General features: G+C 61.7%; 20 protein-coding genes. 12 read left to right on the forward strand and 8 right to left on the reverse strand.

Annotated features, from left to right (window positions below; translation table 11 throughout):
• Positions 1 to 149: 149 nt before the first annotated feature.
• The 6 genes from ACM6I6_RS04345 to ACM6I6_RS04370 all read left to right on the forward strand — a co-directional run bounded on the left by ACM6I6_RS04345 (position 150) and on the right by ACM6I6_RS04370 (position 6,288).
• Complete coding sequence (locus tag ACM6I6_RS04345) at positions 150 to 458, forward strand: DUF485 domain-containing protein (protein WP_007978006.1); 309 nt, start codon at positions 150 to 152, stop codon at positions 456 to 458.
• Complete coding sequence (locus tag ACM6I6_RS04350; RefSeq protein ID WP_323606874.1) at positions 455 to 2,101, forward strand: cation acetate symporter; 1,647 nt, start codon at positions 455 to 457, stop codon at positions 2,099 to 2,101. Before ACM6I6_RS04345 ends, ACM6I6_RS04350 begins: the two co-directional genes overlap by 4 nt.
• 22 nt (positions 2,102 to 2,123) lie before the next feature.
• Positions 2,124 to 3,377 carry an OprD family porin gene (locus ACM6I6_RS04355; protein ID WP_323606875.1) on the forward strand — a complete coding sequence of 418 codons (1,254 nt, stop codon included), beginning with the start codon at positions 2,124 to 2,126 and terminating at the stop codon, positions 3,375 to 3,377.
• Between the two features lie 58 nt (positions 3,378 to 3,435).
• Positions 3,436 to 5,505: a phenylacetic acid degradation bifunctional protein PaaZ gene (gene paaZ / locus ACM6I6_RS04360; RefSeq protein ID WP_408597834.1), complete on the forward strand. Its 2,070-nt coding sequence runs from the start codon at positions 3,436 to 3,438 to the stop codon at positions 5,503 to 5,505.
• A 178-nt stretch (positions 5,506 to 5,683) separates the two neighbouring features.
• Positions 5,684 to 5,977, forward strand: coding sequence for a type II toxin-antitoxin system RelE/ParE family toxin (locus ACM6I6_RS04365; protein ID WP_274075485.1), 294 nt, complete (start codon positions 5,684 to 5,686; stop codon positions 5,975 to 5,977).
• Positions 5,978 to 5,979: 2 nt separating this feature from the next.
• Positions 5,980 to 6,288, forward strand: a complete 309-nt coding sequence (locus tag ACM6I6_RS04370; protein WP_274075486.1) for an addiction module antidote protein — start codon at positions 5,980 to 5,982, stop codon at positions 6,286 to 6,288.
• Between the two features lie 54 nt (positions 6,289 to 6,342).
• Here ACM6I6_RS04370 and ACM6I6_RS04375 read toward each other — a convergent pair whose 3' ends face one another.
• Genes ACM6I6_RS04375 through ACM6I6_RS04385 form a run of 3 tightly spaced genes read right to left on the reverse strand, consistent with a single transcriptional unit; the run spans position 6,343 to position 9,810 of the window.
• Complete coding sequence (locus tag ACM6I6_RS04375; RefSeq protein WP_274075487.1) at positions 6,343 to 7,251, reverse strand: LuxR C-terminal-related transcriptional regulator; 909 nt, start codon at positions 7,249 to 7,251, stop codon at positions 6,343 to 6,345.
• Positions 7,248 to 8,666: an aminotransferase gene (locus ACM6I6_RS04380; RefSeq protein ID WP_323606877.1), complete on the reverse strand. Its 1,419-nt coding sequence runs from the start codon at positions 8,664 to 8,666 to the stop codon at positions 7,248 to 7,250. The genes ACM6I6_RS04375 and ACM6I6_RS04380 overlap by 4 nt, the downstream gene beginning before the upstream one ends.
• Before the next feature lie 37 nt (positions 8,667 to 8,703).
• Entirely contained in the window at positions 8,704 to 9,810 is a 1,107-nt protein-coding gene (locus ACM6I6_RS04385; RefSeq protein WP_274075489.1) for a polyamine ABC transporter substrate-binding protein, read from the reverse strand.
• A 218-nt stretch (positions 9,811 to 10,028) separates the two neighbouring features.
• Here ACM6I6_RS04385 and ACM6I6_RS04390 point away from each other — a divergent pair, with 218 nt between their 5' ends.
• The 4 genes from ACM6I6_RS04390 (at position 10,029) to ACM6I6_RS04405 (ending at position 14,989) form a co-directional block, all read left to right on the forward strand.
• Positions 10,029 to 10,811 carry an enoyl-CoA hydratase-related protein gene (locus ACM6I6_RS04390; RefSeq protein WP_323606878.1) on the forward strand — a complete coding sequence of 261 codons (783 nt, stop codon included), beginning with the start codon at positions 10,029 to 10,031 and terminating at the stop codon, positions 10,809 to 10,811.
• Positions 10,808 to 11,989: an acetyl-CoA C-acyltransferase family protein gene (locus ACM6I6_RS04395; RefSeq protein ID WP_323606879.1), complete on the forward strand. Its 1,182-nt coding sequence runs from the start codon at positions 10,808 to 10,810 to the stop codon at positions 11,987 to 11,989. Before ACM6I6_RS04390 ends, ACM6I6_RS04395 begins: the two co-directional genes overlap by 4 nt.
• Positions 11,990 to 12,281: 292 nt before the next feature.
• The gene (locus tag ACM6I6_RS04400; protein ID WP_274075492.1) at positions 12,282 to 13,400 is read left to right on the forward strand and encodes an HlyD family secretion protein; all 1,119 of its coding nucleotides are present in this window, start codon (positions 12,282 to 12,284) and stop codon (positions 13,398 to 13,400) included.
• Positions 13,397 to 14,989 carry a DHA2 family efflux MFS transporter permease subunit gene (locus tag ACM6I6_RS04405; protein WP_274075493.1) on the forward strand — a complete coding sequence of 531 codons (1,593 nt, stop codon included), beginning with the start codon at positions 13,397 to 13,399 and terminating at the stop codon, positions 14,987 to 14,989. Before ACM6I6_RS04400 ends, ACM6I6_RS04405 begins: the two co-directional genes overlap by 4 nt.
• A gap of 27 nt (positions 14,990 to 15,016) precedes the next feature.
• Here the strand turns inward: ACM6I6_RS04405 and ACM6I6_RS04410 are convergent, their stop codons facing one another.
• The 5 genes from ACM6I6_RS04410 to ACM6I6_RS04430 form a co-directional block, all read right to left on the reverse strand.
• Positions 15,017 to 15,457 (reverse strand): carboxymuconolactone decarboxylase family protein, encoded by a 441-nt coding sequence (locus ACM6I6_RS04410; protein WP_274075494.1) that lies wholly within the window; start codon positions 15,455 to 15,457, stop codon positions 15,017 to 15,019.
• Positions 15,458 to 15,564: 107 nt separating this feature from the next.
• On the reverse strand, positions 15,565 to 17,007 hold the full coding sequence (locus tag ACM6I6_RS04415) for a mechanosensitive ion channel domain-containing protein (protein ID WP_274075495.1): 1,443 nt from the start codon (positions 17,005 to 17,007) through the stop codon (positions 15,565 to 15,567).
• A gap of 191 nt (positions 17,008 to 17,198) precedes the next feature.
• On the reverse strand, positions 17,199 to 17,825 hold the full coding sequence (ycaC, locus tag ACM6I6_RS04420; RefSeq protein ID WP_274075496.1) for an isochorismate family cysteine hydrolase YcaC: 627 nt from the start codon (positions 17,823 to 17,825) through the stop codon (positions 17,199 to 17,201).
• Between the two features lie 57 nt (positions 17,826 to 17,882).
• Complete coding sequence (locus ACM6I6_RS04425) at positions 17,883 to 18,566, reverse strand: isochorismatase family protein (RefSeq protein ID WP_414919472.1); 684 nt, start codon at positions 18,564 to 18,566, stop codon at positions 17,883 to 17,885.
• Positions 18,567 to 18,659: 93 nt separating this feature from the next.
• Complete coding sequence (locus ACM6I6_RS04430; RefSeq protein WP_274075498.1) at positions 18,660 to 19,526, reverse strand: pirin family protein; 867 nt, start codon at positions 19,524 to 19,526, stop codon at positions 18,660 to 18,662.
• A 104-nt stretch (positions 19,527 to 19,630) separates the two neighbouring features.
• On the opposite strand from ACM6I6_RS04430, the gene ACM6I6_RS04435 reads away from it, so the two are divergent.
• Together ACM6I6_RS04435 and ACM6I6_RS04440 are read left to right on the forward strand one after the other, a co-directional pair.
• Positions 19,631 to 20,539 (forward strand): LysR substrate-binding domain-containing protein, encoded by a 909-nt coding sequence (locus ACM6I6_RS04435; protein ID WP_274075499.1) that lies wholly within the window; start codon positions 19,631 to 19,633, stop codon positions 20,537 to 20,539.
• Positions 20,540 to 20,664: 125 nt separating this feature from the next.
• On the forward strand, positions 20,665 to 21,204 hold the full coding sequence (locus ACM6I6_RS04440; RefSeq protein WP_323627209.1) for a PaaI family thioesterase: 540 nt from the start codon (positions 20,665 to 20,667) through the stop codon (positions 21,202 to 21,204).
• Positions 21,205 to 21,233 lie beyond the last annotated feature (29 nt).

Consider the following 21,233-nt stretch of genomic DNA (forward strand, 5'->3'; position numbering starts at 1 on the left):
TAGGAGCTGGCTTGCCAGCGAAGAGGCCCTTGAGATCACTGTATGTTTTCAGGCCGCCTTCGCTGGCAAGCCAGCTCCTACAGGGGGGCCGGTGATCGACCCGAACACACTGTTTCACCCAAAACAAAAACAACAAAGGAGCGCGCGTCATGACACCCCAGGAAATAGAACTCATCCGCCAGCACCCGGATTTCATCCAGCTGGTGCGCCGTAAACAGAAGCTGTACTGGTCACTGAGCCTGGCCATGCTGGTGATCTACTACGGCTTCGTGCTGCTGGTGGCTTTCTCCCCTTCTACCCTCGGCCAATCCCTGAGCGGCGGCGTGACCACCGTGGGCATGCTGGTGGGTGTCGTCATCGTCGGGCTGGCCTTTGCGCTGACCGGGTTCTATGTCTATCGCGCCAACAACGTGATCGACCCGCTGAATGAAAAACTCAAGCAGGAGTGCGCCCGATGAGCCGTCTTCTTGCGTTGTTCCTGCTGCCGCTGGCGGTGGTCACTGATTTGGCGGTGGCCGCCGACGGCGCTTCCCGACCATTGAACTGGAACGCCATCGGCATGTTCATGGTGTTCGTCCTGTTCACCCTTGGCGTGACACGCTGGGCTGCCCTGCGCACCCGTTCCGCCAGCGACTTCTACACGGCCGGCGGCGGTATGACCGGTTTCCAGAACGGTCTGGCGATCGCCGGTGACATGATCTCGGCAGCCTCGTTCCTCGGCATTTCCGCGATGATGTTCCTCAATGGCTACGACGGCTTGCTCTACGCCCTGGGCGTATTGGCCGGCTGGCCGATCATCCTGTTCCTGATCGCCGAACGCCTGCGCAACCTCGGCAAGTACACCTTTGCCGACGTGGTTTCCTACCGGCTGGAACAGACGCCGGTGCGCCTGACTTCGGCGTTCGGCACCCTGACCGTGGCCCTGATGTACCTGGTGGCGCAGATGGTCGGCGCCGGCAAGCTGATCGAGTTGCTGTTCGGCATCGACTACCTCTACGCCGTGATGCTGGTCGGTGTATTGATGGTGTTCTACGTGACCTTCGGCGGCATGCTCGCCACCACCTGGGTGCAGATCATCAAGGCCGTGATGCTGTTGTTCGGCACCAGCTTCATGGCGTTCATGGTGCTCAAGCATTTCGGTTTCAGCACTGAAGCGATGTTTGCTGGCGCCACCGCCGTGCATGCCAAGGGCAACGCGATCATGGCCCCCGGCGGGTTGCTGTCCAACCCGATCGATGCGATTTCCCTGGGGCTGGGCATGATGTTCGGCACCGCCGGCCTGCCGCACATCCTGATGCGTTTCTTTACCGTCAGCGATGCCAAGGAAGCGCGTAAAAGCGTGTTCTACGCCACCGGTTTCATCGGCTACTTCTACTTGTTGCTGATCATCGTCGGCTTCGGCGCCATCGTCATGGTCGGCACCGATCCGGCATTCCGTGACGCCAGCGGCGCGATCATCGGCGGCGGCAACATGATCGCCGTGCACCTGGCCCAGGCCGTGGGCGGCAATCTGTTCCTCGGCTTCATCTCGGCGGTCGCCTTCGCCACCATCCTGGCGGTGGTTGCCGGGCTGGCACTGTCCGGCGCCTCGGCGGTGTCCCATGACCTGTATGCCTGCGTGATGCGCAAGGGCCAGGCCACGGAACAGCAGGAAATGCGCGTATCGCGTATCGCCACCCTGTGCATCGGTGTGCTGGCGATCATCCTCGGCCTGCTGTTCGAGTCGCAGAACATCGCCTTCCTCTCGGGCCTGGTGCTGGCCATCGCCGCGTCGGTGAATTTCCCGGTGCTGTTCCTCTCGATGTACTGGAAAGGCCTGACCACCCGCGGCGCCGTCGTCGGCAGCTTGTCCGGACTGGTCTCGGCGATTGTCCTGCTGGTGCTGAGCCCGGCGGTGTGGGTCAACGTGATGCATCACGACAAGGCGCTGTTCCCGTACTCCAACCCGGCGCTGTTTTCCATGAGCCTGGCGTTCTTCAGTGCATGGCTGTTTTCCGTCACCGACACCTCGCCCCGTGCAGCCCTTGAGCGCGGCCGTTATCTGGCGCAGTTCATCCGCTCGATGACCGGTATCGGTGCCTCTGGCGCCAGCAAACACTGAATATTGGCAGGGAATAAAAATAATGAAGCCCGCACGTAACGCACCTTGTGAATCACTGTTTTCGCTGGCCGCCGCATTGAGTCTGCCCCTGTTCGCGCCCAGCGCCATGGCCGACTTCATCGGCGACAGCAAGGCCCGTATTGAAATGCGCAACCTCTACCTCAATCGCGATTTCCGCCAGGACAACGCGCCGCAAGCCAAGGCCGAAGAATGGGCCCAGGGCTTCACGGCGCGTGTCGAATCCGGGTTCACCGACGGCACCTTCGGTTTCGGTCTCGACGCCCTGGGCGAGCTGGGGATCAAACTCGACTCCAGCCCGGATCGCCGTGGCACTGGCCTGCTGCCCTTTGGTCCGCAGAGCCATGAACCCGACGACGACTACAGCGAACTGGGCCTGACCGGCAAACTGCGCGTATCGAAAAGCCTGTTGAAGCTCGGCACCCTGCAACCCTTGTTGCCCGTGGCAACTTACAACGACACCCGCCTGCTGGGTTCGACCTTTGAAGGTGGTTTGCTGACCAGCCAGGAAATCGACGGCCTGACGCTCAATGCCGGACGCCTGACCAAGGCCAACCTGCGCGACTCCTCCAGCAACGATGACATCGGCTACGCCGCCGCCAGCAGCGATCACTTCGACTTCGGCGGCGGCAGCTACGCATTCAGCCCGCAACTGAATGTGAGCTACTACTACGGCAAGCTCGAGCAGATCTATCGGCAGCAATTCGCCGGACTGGTGCATACGCAACCACTGGGCAACGGTTTCAACCTGCGCAGCGACCTGCGTTATTTCGACAGCCGCGGCGACGGCGCGGAAAAGGCCGGACGCATCGACAACCGCAACTTCAACGGCATGTTCACCGTATCCCAGGGTGCCCACAAGGTCAGTGCCGCCTACCAGCAGTTGTCCGGCGACAGCGCCTTTCCGTTCCTCAACGGCGGCGATCCGTACGTGGTCAACCTGGTGACTTTCAACACCTTTACCCGCGCCGAGGAAGATTCCTGGCAGCTGCGCTACGACTATGACTTCGCCGCCCAAGGCATTCCTGGCCTGACCTTCATGACCCGCTACACCGATGGTCGCCACGTCAAGGCAGGCACCGTCGACAACGGGCGCGAATGGGAACGCGACACCGATATCAGCTACGTCATCCAGAGCGGTGTGTTGAAGAACGTCAGCCTGCGCTGGCGCAACGTGACCTTCCGCTCCGGCAATGGCCTGACGACCGCCCTCGATGAGAACCGATTGATCGTCGGTTACACCCTGGCGCTTTGGTAATTCCGCAAGGGTGCGGTCGCGACCGCACCCAGACTTTTCAAAATCAGGAGCAATCGTGATGTCCTCCTCACCTACACTGCATGCCCCTACCCTGCAGAGCTTCATCGCCGGTCGCTGGATCGGCCAACACGGCGCACAAGTCTTGCGCAGCGCCCTCGACGGCCATGAAATCTTCCGTACCCATGAAGAGCGCCCGGACTTCGCAGAAGCCATCGAACACGGTCGCCGCCAAGGCGTCAGCGGCCTGATGGCGCTGGACTTCCAGCAACGCGCCCAGCGCCTCAAGGCCCTGGCCCTGTACCTGAGCGAACGCAAGGAACAGCTCTACGCGATTTCCCACCACAGCGGCGCGACCCGTGCCGACAGCTGGATCGACATCGAGGGTGGCAACAGCACCCTGTTCACCTACGCCAGCCTTGGTGCGCGGGAGCTGCCGTCGGGTAACGTGGTGCACGAAGGCCCGGCGCTGCAACTGAGCAAAATGGGCACCTTCGCCGGCACCCACATCCTGGTGCCGCGCGGCGGCGTGGCCGTGCACATCAATGCCTTCAACTTCCCGATCTGGGGCATGCTGGAAAAATTCGCCCCGAGCTTCCTCGCCGGCATGCCATGCATCGTCAAACCGGCCAGCGCCACCAGCTACCTGACCGAAGCCGTGGTGCGCCTGATGGACGAATCCGGCCTGCTCCCGGCGGGCAGCCTGCAACTGATCATCGGCGGCACCGGCGACCTGCTCGACCGCCTGCAGGGCCAGGACGTGGTGACCTTCACCGGTTCCGCCGACACCGCGGCCAAGCTGCGGGTCAACCCGAACCTGATCCGCAATTCGGTGCCATTCACCGCCGAAGCTGACTCGCTGAACTGCGCGATCCTCGCCCCGGACGTCACCCCGGACGACGAAGAGTTCGAGCTGTTCATCAAGGAAGTCGCCCGGGAAATGACCACCAAGGCCGGGCAGAAATGCACCGCCATCCGCCGCGCCATCGTCCCGGCCAAGCACATCGACGCCGTTGCTACCCGCCTGCGTGATCGCCTGGCCAAAGTCGTGGTCGGCGACCCGTCGGTGGAAGGTGTGCGCATGGGTGCGCTGGCCTCCCACGACCAGCAGAAAGACGTGGCCGAACGCCTGGAAGCCCTGTTGCAGAGCAGCGACATGCTGTTCGGCGCCCGCGACGGTTTCGAACCGCGTGGCGAGAATGTCGACAAGGGCGCGTTCTTCGCCCCGACCCTGCTGCAAGCCCGCGACCCGCATGCCGAAGGCGGTGCCCACGATATCGAAGCGTTCGGCCCGGTCAGCACCCTGATGGCCTACGACGACCTGGACGAAGCACTGGCCCTGGCCGCGCGCGGCAAGGGCAGCCTGGTCGCCAGCCTGGTGACCAAGGACCCGCAGATCGCCGCCAAGGCCATTCCGGTGGCGGCTGCGTTGCATGGGCGTCTGCTGGTACTGGATCGCCACTGCGCCGGCGAATCCACCGGCCACGGCTCGCCGCTGCCGCAACTCAAGCACGGCGGCCCGGGTCGCGCCGGCGGCGGTGAAGAACTCGGCGGCCTGCGCGCAGTGAAGCACTACCTGCAACGCGCGGCGGTACAAGGCTCGCCGACCATGCTGGCGGCGGTCACCGGCGAATACGTGCGCGGCGCCAAGGTCATCGAAACCGAGGTGCACCCGTTCCGTCGCTACTTCCAGGACCTGCAGATCGGCGAGTCGCTGCTGACTCACCGTCGCACCGTCACCGAAGCGGACCTGGTGAACTTCGGCTGCCTGTCGGGCGATCACTTCTACATGCACTTCGATGACATCGCCGCCAAGGAATCGCAGTTCGGCAAGCGCATCGCCCACGGTTACTTCGTGCTGTCGGCGGCGGCCGGGCTGTTCGTATCCCCTGGCGTCGGCCCGGTCCTGGCCAACTACGGCCTGGACACCCTGCGCTTCATCAACCCGGTGGGCATCGGCGACACCATCCAGGCGCGCCTGACCTGCAAACGCAAGATCGACCAGGGCAAGAAGAGCCCGCAAGGCATTCCGCAAGGGGTGGTGGCGTGGGATGTGGAAGTCACCAACCAGCTGGGTGAGCTGGTGGCCAGCTATGACATTCTGACCTTGGTGGTCAAACGCGAGGATTGATCAGTTATCTGGTTGACCGCAGATCTTGTGGTCAACCACGGATCAAATGTGGGAGGGGGCTAGCTTCCACAAAGGTTCCTCGCCGTGCCACACATTCCTACTCATTCCTCGGAAAAACCAACGGTAATCCAGGAAATGTCTGACTGCGCACCCGTATCCACTTGGATACAGTCGCGCAATGAATTATCTTGTCCAGCAAACAGCGATTTTTTCCGCATGGCACACCTCAATCCGTGATTTGCGGGCAAGGATTGCCATTGCTCGTCGCATTGAACGCGCGTTCGCGGGTAATTTGGGCGATATCAAGTCAGTGGGTGATGGCGTTTGCGAAATGCGCGTGGATGTGGGTGCCGGATACCGGGTTTACTTCACGATGCGCAAGACTGTCATCATTATCCTGCTCGCCGGGGGCGACAAATCATCACAAAACGCTGATATCAAACGTGCAAAAAAAATGGCAAAGGAGGTTTAACCATGAGCCAGACTTTGACGATTTTCGACATGGCGACTTTGCTCGACAGCGATGAGGCCATCAGCGAATACCTGTCCCAGGTGCTAGCGGATGGTGACAATGAGGAGTTTCTTCGTGCCATCGGGTACGTGGTAAAGGCGCGTGGCATGACACAGGTAGCCAAAGATTCCGGAATGGGTCGCGAAAGTCTGTACAAGGCCTTCGCTCCAGGCGCAAAACCCCGCTTCCATACGGTTTTGAAAGTGATTCACGCACTGGGTATCGATTTGTATGCGCAGCCGGGTCATGTCATCAATCACTCGAACCCTTGAATGAATCACAGGGTTTGAGGTGGTTCGGGCCGCGTTCCGACGAGCTTTTGACTTTCAATGCCCGCGCAACCACTCGATAAACAACGCAAACAACTCCGACTGCGACCCCACCTCCAGCTTCAGATACAGATTCTTGCGGTGCATGCGCACGGTTTCCGGTGAGATGTTCATCTGGCTGGCCGTGGATTTCACCGAGTGGCCCCTGAGCACCATGTGCGCCACTTCCCGCTCGCGTTCGGTGAGCAGGTCGCAACCGAATTGCTCGAACGCCGATTGCACCCGATGCTTGAGATCATCGCGCAGGCCTTGATCGTTATCGCCCTGGATCTTGCTGCTACGTTGCAGGCCACGCCGGCTGAATTCGCTGATGAATTCTCGCACCAGCGGTTCGACGGCGCGCAGCAGGTTCAATTGCTCGACGCCCAGGCAGTCGCCGCCGAAACCTTGAAACAGGCTCACGGAGATTTTCGTGTCATTGCCCGTATCGACGATGTAGTAGCTGTCTTCCGAACAGTTCGCCTTCAGGTAGTAGGTCTTGTAATAGTCGCTGTCGAAGAAGTTGTCCGGCGCAATGTCCGCAAGGTGATAGAAACCCTGCGCCAGGCCCTGCTCCACCGCCAGGCAGAACGGGTCGAGCAGATACCCCCCGGCAAAATAGCGCTCGAGGATCGACACCTGGTACTCCTGGGCAATGCCGCGCTGATGCAGCAACTGCGGTGCGCGGTCCTTGCGCTCCAGGCTGATCATCACCGACTCGATGGACACCAGTTGGCCCAACGCCGTCACCAGGTATTGCAGCGCGTCAGGCTCATCGACATGGGCGAAGGCCTCGCGCATGCCCCCATGCCATTTATGCAATGCCCCGAAGGGCACCGCGATCAGCGTATCGTCGTTTGGTCTGCTCATGCCCCGCAGTCTAGCGGCTGAACACCCCCTTGGTAACAGCCGGACTGACGAAATCATTGGCCGGCGTACTGTCCGCTGGCCTCAAGCTCGGCCGCCACTTCGAGAATGCAAACTCGCAGGATCTCGACGATTTCATCGACCTGGGCATAGGTGAGGATCAGCGGCGGCGACATCACGTTCAGGTGCATGATCGGCCGCACCAACAATCCCCGGGCCTGGGCGCGCACATGGATTTTCTCGCCGATGTTGATCTCGTCGGCGAACAACGCCTTGGTGCGCTTGTCGGCGACGAACTCCACGCACGCCATCAGTTTCAGGCAGCGCACATCACCCACCAGAGGCAGATCGCGCAAGGTGGCCAGGCGCTGTTCCAGGTAGCCGCCGACATCGTCGACGTGGGCCAGCAGGTTTTCCCGCTCGATGATCTCGATGTTCTTCAGCGCCGCCGTGCAGCAGACCGGATGGCCGCTGTAGGTGAAGCCGTGGGTAAAGCAACGGCTCTTGCCCGGCTCGGCGATGACCTTCCAGATGCGGTCGGAAAAGATGCACGCCCCCAGCGGCAGGTAGGCCGAGGTCAGGCCCTTGGCGGTGGTGATGATGTCAGGCTGCACGTCGAAGACATCGAGAGAGGCGAAAAACTTGCCCAGGCGCCCGAACGACGTCACCACCTCGTCGGCGACAAAGAGGATGTCGTAGCGCTGGCAGACTTCCCACATGCGCTTGAGGTAACCCTTTGGCGGAATGATCACCCCGCCTGAGCCCATCACTGGCTCGGCGAAGAAGCCGGCGACCTTGTCGGCGCCGATCGAGTGGATCTTGTCTTCGAACTCCTTGACCAGGAACTCGAGGAACTGCGCCTCGTCCATGCCCTCCGGCGCGCGGTAGGGGTTGGGGTTGGACACGTGGTGAATCAGCGGGTTGGCGTAATCGAACTCCGGCACCCGGTCGGCGGCCTTGTTTCCGATCGACATCGTCAGGGTGGTGGAGCCGTGGTACGCGTTGAAACGGGCGATGACGTGCTTCTTTTCCGGTTTGCCACGGCAGTTCTGGTAGTACTGGATCAGCCGGTACGCGGTGTCCACCGCAGTTGAGCCGCCGGTGGTGAGGAACACATGGTCGAGGTCGCCAGGGGCCAGGCTGGCGAGTTTTTCGCACAGCTCGATGGCGACGTTATTGGACATGTCGGAAAACGGGTTGGAATAGGCCAGTTGCCGCACCTGGTCGGCGATGGCCTCGGCCATTTCTTCTCGGCCCAGGCCGATGTTGGTGCACCACATGCCGCCCACGGCATCGAGAAAGCGGTTGCCCTGGGTGTCGTAGATATAGGCGCCGTCACCGGCAACGATGTTCAGGGAACCTTGCTCGGCGTGTTCGTCGAACACGTGATAGCCGTGCATATGGTGGGCCTTGTCGGCCTTGACCAGCCGGGACTCGTCCGCGGGGGAAAAAACGCTGCGTGTTGGCGTCGCCATAAAAACCTCTAACCGGATTGACTAACGATCGAACGAATCAGATGCCGCTTTTCACGGTGCTCCAGACCCGGGTCATGGCCCGCATGTCCTTGGCGTCCTGGGTCTTCTGCGGGAACAGCCGTTCGCGGGTGGCTTCATCGGGGTAAATCGCCGGGTTGTTGCGCACATCGGCGTTCAACAATGGCGTGGCTGCCGCGTTGCTGTTGGCGTAATGGATGTAGTCGGTGACGTCCGCCATCACCTGCGGCTGCATCAGGTATTCAAGAAACTTGTGCGCATTGGCGACATGGGGCGCGTCGGCCGGGATGTACATGTTGTCGAACCAGATCAACGAGCCTTCCTTGGGAATGAAATACGACAGGTTGATGTTCAGCTTGGCTTCTTCGGCGCGAGCCATGGCCGTCGCGTAGTCGCCTGACCAGGTCATGGCCATGCACACATCACCGTTGGGCAGGCTGGTCAGGTAATTGACCGAATCGAACTTGCGGATGTACGGCCGCACCGACAGCAGCAGTTCCTGCGCCGCCTTCAGGTCCTCGGGCTTGGCGCTGCGTGGATCGCGGCCCAGGTACTTGAGGGCCAGGGGGATCACTTCGGTGGGCGCATCGACCAGGGTCACGCCGCAGTCGGCGAAGCGCGAGACGATCTTCGGATCGAAAATCATCGCCAGCGAGCCGATCGGCGCATCCGGCATGCGCTCCTTGATCTTGTCGACGTTGTAGGTGATGCCGTTGCTGCCCCAGGTGTAAGGCGCCGAATAGGTCGGGCCCGGGTCGAACCCTTGCAGGTCTTGCAGGACTTTCGGGTCCAGGTTGCTCCAGCCCGGCAGCAGTTTCTTGTCCAGTGGCTGGAACACCTTGGCCTGGATCAGCGGCGGCGCAAGGGAGGCATTGAGCACGACCAAGTCATACCCGGAGTGGCCGGTGAGCAACTTGGCCTGCACCGTTTCATAGGCATCGAAGGTGTCGTAGATCACCTTGATGCCGGTGGCCTTTTCGAAATCGGCCAGGGTTTTCTCGCCGATGTAGTCCGCCCAGTTGTACAGCCGCAGCGTATTGCTGTCGTTGACCTCGCCAGCGTGGGCACTCAGGGTCAGGGGTACAACAAACAGACTGGAAATCACCTTAAGCAGTGTCTTGCCCATAGCAAATGCACCTTATCAAGCGAGTTCGGCTCTGGATGAGCGGATGACCCTACTATTGGTGGATTCGCCGGACCGCACCATACCCCGAATGGGTGTGTGGGCGGCTTTGACGGCGCGATATGGCAAAAAGCATCAGGTCGGTTGACCCGTTTTGTCATAGCTGTGGGGCTAAGCTGACGCTTAAAGTGGCCGTCGAACCGACTCTGCAAGAGCCAGCAATGACCGACCTGATCAAGCAAGACCATCACGATGGCGTGCTGACACTGACCATCGATCGCCCGGACAAGCTCAATGCCCTGACCAATGGCATGTACACGCGCCTGGCCGACCTGCTGTTTGCGGCGGACGAGAACAACGAAATCCGCGTGGTCATCGTGACCGGTGGCCCGAATTGCTTTACCAGTGGCAACGACCTGGTGGACTTCCTGCAAGATCCGCCAACGCACCTGGACAGCCCGGCATTCCGCCTGATGCGCGCCGTGACCCACCTGCAGAAGCCGTTGATTGCGGCGGTGTGCGGGGCGGCCATCGGCATCGGCACCACCCTGCTGCTGCATTGCGACCAGGTGCTGGTGACCCGCAACGCCAAGCTGCGCACGCCGTTCGTCAATCTGGGCCTGTGCCCCGAGTTCGGCGCCAGCCTGCTGCTGCCACGCCGCCTGGGCCAGGCTCGCGCCGCGCGCTTGCTGCTGTTGGGCGATAGCCTCGACGGCAACGAGGCGGTGGCCTGGGGCCTGGCCAACGAAGCCTTCGATGACGGCGAGCAATGCCTGGCCGCGGCAGAAAAGATCGCCCAGCGCTTCCTGGCCATGCCTCCGCAAGCCTTGCGTCAGTCCCGACAACTGATGACCCAGGCCGGCATGGCCGAACTGCAAGCCACCTTGCGCGAAGAAAACCTGCTGTTCATCCAGCGCCTCAATACCGTCGAGGCGAAAACGGCCTTGAACGCCCTGCTCAATCGCAGTACAGATAAGAATCCACCGAAAGGAACACAGCCATGAACACTCCGGAAATTTACGTCGTCAGCGCCGCCCGTACCGCCATTGGCACCTTCGGCGGTTCCCTCAAGGACGTACCACCGGCCGAGCTCGCGACCACTGCAGTGAAAGCCGCCCTGGAACGCGCCGCCGTGGACCCGGCGCTCGTCGGCCACCTGGTGATGGGCCACGTGATCCCGACCGAAACCCGCGACGCCTACATCTCCCGGGTCGCCGCGATGAACGCCGGCATCCCGAAAGAAACCCCGGCCTACAACGTCAACCGCCTCTGCGGCTCCGGCCTGCAAGCGATCATCAGCGCCGCGCAGACCCTGATGCTGGGCGATGCCGACATCGCCGTCGGCGCCGGTGCCGAATCCATGAGCCGCGGGCCGTACCTGCTGCCATCCGCCCGTTGGGGCGCGCGCATGGGCAATGTCCAGGCCGTCGACTACATGCTGGGCATCCTGCATGACCCGTTCCACAACATCCACATGGGCATCACCGCGGAGAACGTCGCCGAACGCAACGGCATCACCCGCGAAATGCAGGATGCCCTGGCTTTCGAAGACCAGAAACGCGCCGCCCATGCAATTGCCAACGGCTACTTCACCGAGCAGATCGCGACCGTGGAAATCCCGGATCGCAAGGGCACCAAGCTGTTCAGTGTCGACGAGCATCCACGCGCCACGTCCCTGGAACAGTTGGCGGCGATGAAGCCAGCCTTCAAGAAGGACGGCTCGGTCACCGCCGGCAACGCCTCCGGCCTGAACGACGGTGCTGCGGCACTGGTCATGGCCACCGGCGCGGCGGTACAGGTCAACAACCTGCGCCCACTCGCCCGCCTGGTCAGCTACGCCCACGCCGGCGTCGAACCGACACTGATGGGCCTGGGCCCAATCCCGGCCACCCGCCTGGCACTCAAGCGCGCCGGCCTGACCGTCGCCGACATGGACGTGGTCGAAGCCAACATCGCGTTCGCGGCGCAAGCCTGTGCGGTCAGCCAGGAACTGGATCTGGATCCGGCCAAGGTCAACCCGAACGGCTCGGGCATCGCCCTGGGTCACCCGGTGGGCGCGACCGGCGCCATCATCGCCACCAAGGCCATCCACGAACTGCACCGCACCGGCGGCCGTTACGCGCTGGTGACCATGTGCATCGGCGGCGGCCAGGGGATCGCGGCAATCTTCGAACGCGCCTGACCCCCCTGCTCCCTGTAGGACCTGTAGGAGCTGTAGGAGCTGTAGGAGCTGTCGAGTGAAACGAGGCTGCGATCTTTTGATCTAAAAAAATCAAGGTCAAAAGATCGCAGCCTGCGGCAGCTCCTACTGGACCGTCTCAACCGTCAACATCACCGCGCCGCCGCTTCGACCGCCATCCACGACCCGCCCCCTCCTCCAAACGAACACCTGACAGCCGGCAGCAAAAATCATTTGCGACTAAATATGACATACGTCATATTACGTGCGTAATTAAACCCACAGGTACCTCTTCATGACCAGCATGCCCGCCGTAGAGCCCGACCTTGCCGTCCCGGTGAACACTCGCAAGCCGCTGCTCAAACGCCTGCTCCTGCCGACATTGGGCATCGCCGCGCTGGTGCTGGCCGGCGTGTATGCCGCGCACTGGTGGACCAATGGCCGGTTCATCGAGGAAACCGACGACGCCTACATCGGTGGCGACGTGACGGTGATCGGGCCAAAAGTGGCGGGTTACATCGAAGAAGTGCTGGTGACCGACAACCAGAAGGTCAAGGCCGGCGATGTGCTGGTCCGTCTCGATTCGCGGGACTACCGCGCCAACCTGGCCAAGGCCGAAGGCGCGGTCGCGGCGGAAGAAGCCCTGCTCGCCAATCTCGACGCCACCGAACAACTGCAACAGGCCGTGATCGGCCAGGCCCGCGCCGGCATCGATGCTGCCGGTGCCGAAACCGCCCGCTCACGCGACGACGATGCGCGCTATAAAAAGCTCGTCAGCACCAGCGCCGTCTCAGTGGAAAGCGCGCAACGGGCCAACGCCACGTTCAAGACGGCCCAGGCCCAAAGCAACCGCGCCCAGGCCGAACTGCTGGCCGCGCAACGGCAATTGAATGTGATCGCCACCCAGAAACAGCAAGCCCGCGCCGCCTTGATCCAAGCCAAAGCCGAACGCGACCTGGCGCAGTTGAACGTCGGCTACACCGAATTGAAAGCTCCCGTGGATGGCGTGATCGGCAACCGCCGCGCCCGCACAGGCGCTTATGCCCAAGCCGGCTCGCAACTGCTGTCGGTGGTGCCGTCCAGCGGCTTGTGGGTCGATGCCAACTTCAAGGAGGACCAACTGGCGCACATGGTCCCCGGGCAACGGGTGACCATCCGTGCCGACGTGCTCTCCGGCCAGGAATTCCATGGTCACCTGGACAGCCTGGCGCCGGCCAGTGGTTCGCAGTTCAGCGTATTGCCGCCGGAAAACGCCACCGGTAACTTCACCAAGATCGTCCAGCGGGTACCGGTACGCATCCACCTCGACCCGGCCGACAGCGTGCTTGGCCACCTGCGTCCCGGCCTGTCGGTCACCGCCGAAGTGGACACGCGCAAGGAGCCTGAAACCCCAGCCGTGGCCAGCGCGCCATGAGCCGCGCCCTCGCCGCTCCGGCCCAACCGTTCAATGCAGCGAGCATGGCGACGGCGACCAAGGTCTTCGCCTTCGCCAGCATGTGCATCGGCATGTTCATTGCGCTGCTGGATATCCAGATCGTCTCGGCATCGCTGCGCGACATCGGCGGCGGGCTCTCCGCCGGCACCGACGAAACCGCCTGGGTGCAAACCAGTTACCTGATCGCCGAAATCATCGTGATTCCGCTGTCGGGTTGGCTTTCGCGAGTGTTCTCGACACGCTGGCTATTTTGCGCGTCGGCAGTGGGTTTCACACTGACCAGCCTGCTCTGCGGCGCGGCCTGGAACATCCAGAGCATGATCGCCTTCCGCGCCCTGCAAGGCTTTCTCGGCGGCTCGATGATCCCGCTGGTGTTCACCACGGCGTTCGTTTTTTTCACTGGCAAGCAACGGGTGATCGCCGCCGCGACCATCGGCGCGGTCGCGTCCCTGGCCCCGACCCTGGGGCCGGTGATCGGTGGCTGGATCACCGATATATCGTCCTGGCACTGGCTGTTCTACATCAACCTGGTGCCGGGGATTTTCGTCGCGGTGGCCGTGCCGATGCTGGTGAAGATCGACCAGCCGGAATTGTCGCTGCTCAAGGGCGCCGACTACCTGAGCATGGTGTTCCTGGCGCTGTTCCTCGGCTGCCTGGAATACACCCTCGAAGAAGGCCCGCGCTGGAACTGGTTCAGCGACCGCACCATCCTGACCACCGCGTGGATCAGCGGCCTGGCCGGCCTGGCGTTCATCGGCCGCACCCTGCACGTGGCCAACCCGATCGTCGACCTGCGTGCCCTCAAAGACCGCAACTTCGCCCTCGGCTGTTTCTTCTCGTTCGTCACCGGCATCGGCCTGTTCGCAACCATCTACCTGACACCGCTGTTCCTCGGCCGGGTCCGTGGTTATGGCGCGCTGGACATTGGCCTGGCGGTTTTCTCCACCGGCGTGTTCCAGATCATGGCGATTCCGCTTTATGCCTTTCTGGCCAACCGCGTCGACCTGCGCTGGATCATGATGTCCGGCCTTGGCCTGTTCGCCTTGTCGATGTGGGATTTCAGCCCGATCACCCATGACTGGGGGGCCAGGGAACTGATGCTGCCGCAAGCCCTGCGCGGAATTGCCCAGCAACTGGCGGTCCCGCCCGCCGTGACCTTGACCCTCGGCGGCCTGGCACCGGCGCGACTCAAGCATGCTTCGGGGTTGTTCAACCTGATGCGCAACCTGGGCGGCGCCATCGGCATTGCCGCGTGCGCGACCATCCTCAATGACCGCACCAACCTGCATTTCACCCGGTTGGCGGAGAACCTCAACAGCACCAACGAAGCGCTCAACCAGTGGCTGTCCCAGGTCGGCAACAACTTCGCCGCCCTCGGCCAGAGCGGCGACCTGGGTGTCACCGCGAGCCTGCATCAGCTCTGGTTGCTGACCTACCGCGAAGCGCAAACGCAAACCTACGGTGATGCGTTCCTGATGATCATGGTCTGCTTCATCATCGCCACGGCGATGGTGCCCTTGATGCGCAAGGTGCAGCCACCAGCCGCGCCGAGTGCCGATGCGCATTGAGGCTCGACACGGGGCCGGGACGATAAATCAGGCCTGAGGCGTCTTGCGAAAGCCCACTGCCAGACGGTTCCAGCCGTTGATAGTATTGATCGCCACAGTCAGGTCGACCATTTCCTTGGGCGTGAACTGGGCGCTGACCACTTCGTAGTCTTCGTCCGGCGCATGGGTCAGGCTCAACTGGGTCAGGGTTTCGGTCCAGAGCAGCGCGGCGCGTTCGCGGTCGGTGAAGAATGGCGCCTCGCGCCAGGCCGTCACGGCGAACAGGCGGCGTGGGGTTTCGCCGTCCTTGATCGCGTCGGCGGTGTGCATGTCGATGCAGAAGGCGCAGCCGTTGATTTGTGAAGAGCGCAGCTTGACCAGTTCGATCAGGCTTTTTTCCAGCGGCAGTTTTGATACCGCCGATTCCAGGGCGATCATGGCCTTGAGGGCGTCAGGGGAAGCGGTGTAGAAATCGATACGCTGTTGCATGGCATGTTCCTGGGCAAGTGGGTGTGGCACTAAGTTAGCCCCCGGGGCGGCGTGCACAAATAGCCAATCCTGCAGAAGTCGAGGAGGCCAATGGTCCCTCGCGTCCATCAGACCCGACTACGCAGCCACTGCAAGAACCCTTTCTTCGGCACAACGACGGGCACATCCGCGATCAGCGACTGGGCCTTGTTCAGGCGGAATTCCATCAAGGATTTCATCGCATCGTTGATGTCCTGGCGGGCATCCAGACAGGGCTTCAAATACTGCTTTTCGATGCGATAAAGCGTGCATGGGGTTTTCGCGGTGAAATGGGCGGGCAGCGCGCTGTCGGTCAGGATACCGGCCTCGCCGATCACCTCCCCCGGCCCCATGCGTCCGGATTCGATAGGTATACCGTTGCGGTTCAGCGTGACCGAAACCACCCCGGACTCGATGATGAACAGGTGATCGCTGATCTCCCCCGCCTCCAGGATCGTCTCGCCGATGCGGAAGGTTTGCAGGGCCATGTTCTGGCTGAAGGTTTCTTTCTCTTCGTGGCGCAGGGTGGAAAACAGCGGCGAGCTGTCGAGTAGCGCCCGTGGCCGCGTGATGTCGCTTGAGGGGCTGGGTTCGACACTCGACAGCAGATGGATCCCCGATGCTCGCAAATGCCGGTACGCCAGGTCGAACAGTTGATTGCGTGCCGAGCGCTTTTCGCTCATCGAGGCGACAAAGCCGCTGATTTCGTATTCGTTGCCGGAAGCATTGGAGCTTTTGAGCGCGACTTTGGGGCCGGGTGAAGTCAACATGTTCCGGCAGCCCTGCATCGCGCGCTCGAGGGCATCGATCACGGTTTGTGGGCGGACGTGGGGGCTGACCTGCAGGCTGATCGACAGGCCGAACATATCGCTGGGCCGACTGAAGTTGGTGATCTTGGCCTTGGCCGCCAGCGAGTTGGGAATCACGATCATGCTGCCCTGGGAGGTCTGCAATCGCGTGGCCCGCCAGTCGATATCGATGACCCGGCCTTCGGTGCCGTCGATGGCGATCCAGTCATCCAGTTGATAGGGCTTGGTGGTGTTCAGCACGATCCCGGAAAATACGTCGCTGAGGGTGCTTTGCAAGGCCAGGCCGACGATGATCGCCAGGGCGCCGGAAGTGGCCAGTACGCCCTTGACCGGCAGATTGAGCACATAAGCCAAGGCGGCGATGACCGCGACAAGAAAAATCACAGCACCCAGCAGGTCCTGCAGCAGTCGCCCGGTATGTCCCACCCGTTGCATCAGTCCCGCACCGATCAGCACGGTCAGGGTGCGCGCAGCGAACAGCCACCAGCCGATCTGCAACCCCGTGGCCGCCAGATGCAACGGTACATTGTCGACCCAGGGTGCGGGTTCCAACGGGTTCATGCCTTCGTTGAACAGCACCAGGCTGTACAGGGTGAAAATCACCGGCCGAACCAGAAGCTTCACGTTGTGGCCACGGGTACCGATCAAGCGCCACAACAACAGATCGATCAGGATCAAGGCGAAAGCGCAGATCAACGGGTGTTCGGTGAGCAATGACAGCATCAAGCAGCTCCGGCACGGGACAATGAGCGAAAGATCTCACAGATTGGCCAGAGTGTAGGAGCAATTGGTGGCTTCGGAACACTGTAGGAGCAAGCTTGCTCGCGAAAAGGCCAGCACCTTCCACATCGTGGCGCCAGACAGACCGCTTTCGCTGGCAAGCCAGCTCCTACAGAGGGCAATGTGTGCCTGGTTTATTTACTGTTGGTCAGCGTGCTGTAGCTGGTCATCAGGTTGCGGTAGTCCGGAATGTGGTTGGAGAACAGCGTGCCCAGGCCTTCGATGTCGTTGCGCCAGTCGCGATGCAGCTCACAGGCCAGGCCGAACCAGGTCATCAGCTGCGCGCCAGCGGTGGACATGCGGTTCCACGCCGATTCACGGGTCAGCTCGTTGAAGGTGCCGGAGGCGTCAGTGACGACGAACACATCGAAGCCTTCGGCCAGCGCCGAGAGTGCCGGAAACGCTACACAGACTTCAGTGACTACGCCGGCAATGATCAGTTGCTTCTTGCCGGTGGCCTTGATCGCCTTGACGAAGTCTTCGTTGTCCCAGGCATTGATCTGGCCGGGACGCGCGACATAGGGCGCGTCCGGGAACAGCGCCTTGAGCTCGGGCACCAGCGGGCCGTTGGGGCCGGTTTCGAAACTGGTGGTGAGGATGGTCGGCAGCTTGAAGTACTTGGCCAGGTCGGCCAGGGCCAGCACGTTGTTCTTGAACCGGTCCGGGTCGATGTCGCGCACCAGCGACAGCAGGCCTGTCTGGTGATCCACCAACAGAACGGCGGCGTTGTCCTTGTCGAGACGTTTGTAGGAAGTTGTCATGGCAATGGTCCTCGCGTGTTATCGATGCCGAATAAAAAGTCGGCGTGGGTGTCCCGGTTAGCGCTGGGAATCCAGCGTTTCATGTTCGTTCGCCACTTGTTGAGCCTTGAGGTAACTCTCGATCAACAATTGATAATGCGGCATGGCCTGGGCGTAGACGGCGGCCCACTGCTCGGCGTCCGGACGGTTCCACGAGCCTTGCAGCTCTGAGAGCGTAGCCATGATGTCGATCGGCACCACCCCGGCCTGGGCCAGGCGGGCAACTGTCAGATCAGTGGCCAGTTTGGAGTGGTTGCCCGAGGCATCGACCACGGCGAACACTTTGTAGCCTTCATGCACCGCGGCAATGGACGGAAACGCCAGGCACACGCTGGTCAGGGTGCCGGCGATCACCAGGGTTTTCTTGCCGGTGGCTTTCACTGCCGCGTGAAACTCCGGGTTGTCCCAGGCGTTGATTTCGCCCTTGCGCGCCACGTACTGGGCATGCGGTGCAGCCTCGTGGATTTCCGGGATCAGCGGCCCGTTTGGCCCTTGGGGCACGGAAGCGGTGGTGATCACCGGCATCTTCAGCAAGGTGGCCGCCTTGGCCAGGGCAATGGCGTTGGTGCGCAGTTGCGGTACATCCATGTCCTTGACGATCTGGAACAGTCCGCTCTGGTGATCGATCAACAGCATGGCGCTGTCATTGGGGTCGATCGTCGGTTTCTGGCCATTGAAATTGGCTGCATTGACGGTGTTCATCAGTGTTTCCTCTTTTTGACAGGCAACAGCCATCCCTGGCCTGGGAACCGGCCTACTCATCCTGTGTAGAGCGGGTTGTTGAAGCGAAACGGATTAACCGTGCATCTGGCCGAAGCGACCGGACTGGAAGTCGGCGAACGCCTGGTGGATTTCCTGCTCGGTGTTCATCACGAACGGACCGTGTCCGACGATCGGCTCGTCGATCGGTTCGCCGCTGAGCAGCAGCACCACCGCGTCCTCGCTGGCCTGGAGGGTCATCTGATCGCCCTTGCGGTCGAACAAGGCCAACTGCCCTTGGCGCACCGACTCCAGGCCGTTGACCTCGATCGTGCCGCGCAACACCACCAGTGCGGTGTTGCGTCCTTCATGCAGATCCAGCGTGAGCAACTTGCCAGCATTCAGGCGCAGGTCCCAGACGTCGATGGGGGTAAAGGTGCGCGACGGCCCTGTGTGGCCTTCAAATTCACCGGCGATCAGGCGCAGGCTGCCGGCGTTGTTCTTCAAGGCAATGCTCGGGATGTCGCTATCGAGAATCGTCTGGTAACCGGCGTCGGCCATCTTGTCCTTGGCCGGCAGGTTGACCCACAACTGGACCATTTCCAGGGTGCCGCCGCTCTTGGCGAAACCTTCGGAGTGAAACTCTTCATGGAGAATCCCCGAGGCTGCGGTCATCCATTGCACGTCGCCGGGTCCGATCTTGCCACCACTGCCGGTGGAGTCGCGGTGTTCCAGTTCACCCTTGTAAACGATAGTCACGGTTTCGAAACCGCGGTGCGGATGCTGACCAACGCCACGTCGCGCGGTGGTCGGTGTGAATTCCGCGGGGCCGGCGTGATCCAGCAGCAGGAACGGGCTGATGTGCTTGCCCAGGTTGTCGTAGGAAAACAGCGTGCGAACCGGAAAACCGTCGCCGACCCAATGGGCCCGTGGGCTGGTGTAGATACCGATGATGTTTTTCATGGTGTCTCCTGATGAGGTGAGTGAAGCCATGGACAGAGCTTAAAACTGCGACCTTTGTTGCGCTAGACTGCAAAAATCAGCTTTAGCGTTCTATTTGGAGAACGATGATGGAAGACCTCAACACTCTCTATTACTTCACCCAAGTGGTCGAACATCAGGGTTTCGCCGCGGCCGGACGGGCCCTGGACATGCCCAAGTCCAAGCTCAGCCGACGCATCGCCGAACTCGAAGAACGCCTCGGCGTACGCTTGCTGCACCGCAGCAGTCGGCATTGTTCGCTGACGGAAATCGGCCAGGCGTATTACCAGCGTTGCCTGGCGATGCGGGTGGAGGCGGAAAGCGCCGCCGAATTGATCGAACGTAACCGCTCCGAGCCCCAGGGCGTGGTGCGCATCAGTTGTCCGACGGCGCTGCTCAACTCCTGGGTCGGGCCGATGCTGACCCGCTACTTGCTCAAATATCCGCTGGTGGAGCTGTTCATCGAGAGCACCAACCGCCGGGTCGACCTGATCCATGAAGGGTTCGATATCGCCTTGCGCGTGCGATTTCCTCCGCTGGAAGACACCGACATGGTGATGAAGGTGCTGGGCAACAGCACCCAGAGCGTGGTGGGCAGCCCGGCCTTTTTGCCGCGCCTGTCGACACCCGCCTCCCCGGCCGACCTCAGTGGCTTGCCGAGCCTGCACTGGGGGGCGGCGCAACGTGAGTATCAGTGGGAATTGTTCGGTGGTGATGGCAGCAGCGCGCTGATCAGGCACTCGCCACGGATGGTCACCGATGACCTGTTGGCCTTGCGCCACGCGGCGGTGGCCGGCATCGGGATTGTCCACCTGCCCAGTGTGGTGGTGCGGGATGAGATCAAGGCCGGCCAGTTGATCGAACTGGTGCCGGGCTGGGCGCCCAGGAGTGGCGTCATTCATGCGATCTTCCCGTCGCGGCGTGGCCTGCTGCCGTCCGTGCGTAGCTTGATCGACTTTCTGGGCGAGGAGTTCAGCCGCAGCGATATTGCCTGACAGCAGCTGCAGGTTTTCAGCTGCAAGCGTCAAGTTGATTTGAGGGGTAGCGGAGATTTTATTCTGAACATAATATGGTTTGAAAATTACAACCATAATATTCGCTTTCTTCAGAGGACTTTTACATGCAAAGCCCAAACCGCGAGGCCACGCTTGCCCAATGGGTCGCCCAGGAGCAGGCCATGCGCGCCCGCTTGGCCGGGCCTGGCAGTTTGTCCATGGCCGAAGTCAGTGCGCTGACTCCCGCCGAATTTTTCGAGGGCATCGGCAACGGTGAACTGCCCTCGCCGCCCATAGGCACGCTGATGGATTTCATCCCTGTCGAATGGTCCGCCGGGCTGTTCGTCTTCCAGGGCACTCCGGATGCGCGGCATTACAATCCGCTGGGCACCGTGCACGGCGGTTATGCCGCGACTTTGCTGGATTCGTGCATGGGCTGCGCGATCCATACGCAACTGAAAAAAGGCCAGGGTTATACGACGCTGGATCTGCGCATCAGTTATGTCCGGGCGTTGAACAGCGCCAGCGGACCGGTGCGGGCCGAGGGCAAGATTGTGCATCTGGGGCGTTCGACGGCGCTGGCCGAGGGGCGGATTTATGATGTGGATGGACGGTTGTATGCGACGGGGACGACGACTTGCATGATTCTTGAGGCTCGGGGTTAAGCCTGTAGGCCGAGTCGTCCCATCGTCGG

This window comes from Pseudomonas sp. IT-P218 (genome assembly GCF_949767605.1).
Lineage (GTDB): Bacteria > Pseudomonadota > Gammaproteobacteria > Pseudomonadales > Pseudomonadaceae > Aquipseudomonas > Aquipseudomonas putida_AE.